Annotated in this window: 1 protein-coding gene; it reads left to right on the top strand. The window is 58.9% G+C overall.

From position 1 onward, the window contains the following. The coding region (locus ABYM29_RS15530) for a 3-hydroxyacyl-CoA dehydrogenase NAD-binding domain-containing protein (RefSeq protein WP_372865701.1) at positions 1–2,011 on the top strand (2,011 nt) is incomplete at its 5' end. Positions 2,012–2,189: the final 178 nt, after the last annotated feature.

Here is a 2,189-nt window from a genome sequence, read left to right as displayed (position 1 = left end):
TTACCTGCGCAGTGGCAAGCCCAATCAGTTTTTTGCCGGCGGCGATATTAAAGAAATGCTGGAGATGGACCTGAATCCGCCAGCGGATAAAAAGACCGAAATGTACGACGGCATCATGGCCACCAAGGCGCCACTGCGCACCTTGGAAACACTGGGCGTACCGGTGGCAGTGGGCATGAACGGCCCGGCCCTGGGTGGCGGTTTTGAAATTGCCCTGGCCTCTCACTACCGCGTGGCGGTAGAGGGCATTCAAATGGGCCTGCCCGAAGCGATGATTGGCTTGATGCCGGGCGCCGGTGGTGTCGTGCGTATGACCTACCTGTTGGGCATGCAGGAGGCCATTGGCCTGATCAGCCAGGGTCGCCGCCTGAAGGCGGACAAGGCGCTTGAAAAAGGCCTGGTACACGCGCTGGCCAAAGATGAAGACGATATGCACGCCCAGGCTAAGGCGTGGATCAAGGAAAATGCCGGCGTCGAGGGTGGTGTTAAACAACCCTGGGATCGCGACGACTATAAAATGCCGGGTGGCGGCCCCGACGATGAAGCGAATCAGGGCCTGACCTTCTTCGGTCCGGCCAATGTCATGGTGCAAACCAAGAATCTGATGCCGGCGCAGAACGCGATCTTTGCCTGTGTGGTGGATGCAGCGCGGGTTGATTTTGACACCGCGCAGAAGATTGAAGGCCGCTACTTCCTGAGCCTGCTGTTGGATCAAACGGCGCGCAATATGATGACGGCGTTCTTTGTGCAGATGGAAGCCTTGAACCGCGGCGCCAGTCGTCCGCAGGGGCCGGCGAAATTCAGCTGTTCCAAGCTGGGTATTATTGGTGCCGGTCAAATGGGCGCCGGTATTGCCACCATGGCCGCACAGAAAGGCATCGACGTTGTACTGAAAGATATCAGTCAGGAAAATGCCGACCGGGGTAAGGCCTATGCTGAAGCCTACTTCGACAAAGGTATTAGCAAGGGCAAAGTCACCGAAGAAAAGAAAGCCGAGTGCATGGCGCGTATTAAAGCCAGTGCCGACTACGCCGACCTGGCGGGCTGCGAACTGGTGATCGAGGCGGTATTCGAAGATCGCAAAATCAAGGCTGCCGTGACCCAGGAAACCGAAGCGGTGCTGGCAGACAGCGCGGTATTCGCCTCGAATACCTCGGCGCTGCCGATCACCGAATTGGCGCAGGCCAGCAGCCGCGCCGAAAACTTTATCGGCATGCACTTTTTCTCGCCCGCCGAGAAAATGCCGCTGGTGGAAATTATCCGCGGTGAGAAAACCAGCGACGAAGCGCTGGCCAAGGCCTTCGATCTGGCTCAGCAACTGGGCAAGACGCCGATCGTCGTCAATGACGCGCCGGGCTTCTTCACAACGCGCGTGATCGCCACTACCGTGTCTCAAGGTGCGGCAATGCTGGAAGAGGGCGTTAACCCGGTTCTGATCGAGTCCGCCGCTCGCGACAATGGTTCACCAGTGGGGCCGCTGGCCGCGATTGATGAAATCAGCCAGGAAACGGCCTATAAGAACGGCCAGCAAGCCAAGGCCGATGCCGAAGCCCAGGGTAAGGTTTGGGAAGACAACGCGGCCTCGCGGATTCTCGATCGCATGGTCAACGAGTTCGGGCGCCGGGGTAAGGTACACGGCGGTGGTTACTACGAGTACCCCGAGGGTGGTAAAAAGCGCATTTGGCCGGGCCTGAAAGACGCCTATGCCCCCAATGGCTATACCGAGATTCCCTACGAGGACATCAAGGACCGCCTGGTATTCTGCCAGTGTTTGGAGGCGGTGCGCGCCATGGAAGAGGGCGTGGTGACGGTTGTCGGCGACGGCAATATCGGCTCTATCATGGGTATTGGCTTCCCCGCGCAAACCGGTGGTGCCTTCCAGGCGATCAATGCCTATGGCCTAAAGGCATTTGTTGCCCGCGCCAAGGAATTGCACGAGCGCTACGGCGAGGTGTTCGCGGTGCCGGCACTGCTGGAGCAGCGCGCAGAGAGTGGTGAGCTCTTCCTCTAAGCCTTAGGTTCCTCTAGGCCTTAGGTTTAGTGAAGATGGAAAGGGTCGGCGCAAGCCCGCCCTTTTTTGTTTTGGGGTACTTGCCCGGCTTGTCGTCGCCCTCGGTCGTGCTCAGGACGATCACCCGCAGGTGCTCGCCGAGCTCGTGCGATGCCGGACAGATCAGGTTGCCGATGTC

It is taken from the genome of Spongiibacter sp., from assembly GCF_041602295.1.
Taxonomy (GTDB): domain Bacteria; phylum Pseudomonadota; class Gammaproteobacteria; order Pseudomonadales; family Spongiibacteraceae; genus Spongiibacter.
This window is presented reverse-complemented; position numbering and strand designations above follow the sequence as displayed.